Source organism: Acinetobacter sp. ACZLY 512, from assembly GCF_023614015.1.
In the GTDB taxonomy this organism is placed as follows: Bacteria; Pseudomonadota; Gammaproteobacteria; order Pseudomonadales; family Moraxellaceae; genus Acinetobacter; species Acinetobacter soli.
Genome location: NZ_JAKIVI010000029.1, coordinates 1 through 448 on the forward strand (window position 1 = coordinate 1; position 448 = coordinate 448).

At 54.2% G+C, this 448-nt stretch carries 1 pseudogene; it reads right to left on the bottom strand.

Annotation, left to right across the window (positions count from 1 at the left end):
* Positions 1 to 448: pseudogene (locus L2096_RS16185) on the bottom strand (contractile injection system protein, VgrG/Pvc8 family); the annotation flags it as partial.

Consider the following 448-nt stretch of genomic DNA (forward strand, 5'->3'; position numbering starts at 1 on the left):
GTCTTCACTTCGGGTAAACAGGAACCGGACTTTGATGCGTCCCCATTCGTCCACATGTACCTGTTCGCCTTCTGGCCCTACCACTTTGGCGCGTTGCGGATGTGCCGGTGGACGATGTTGCTGCGGGTGGTACTCGGGTACGATTTTGATGTTGCGGCGAACCAAGGTCAGTTCGCTGTGGTGGCGTTGTTCGGGTACGTTGTAGTTGAGCTGTTGTTGTAGTTCTTTGGGCAAGTTGTTTTGATTGCTGTAGTGTTTGCCCACAATGATCATCTGGCGCTCGTCTGCGCTGTGCTGGGTCAGTTCGGGATGCCCTTCGAGCTGAAACCAGTAGCCGACCTGTGCATCGCGTACGCTTCCACGGGCGCTGAATTGTTTGCTCTGTAGATGGTGATAGGCATTGATCTGCTGGTTGAGCTGTTCCAACTGGGGATTACCAGATGCGGTG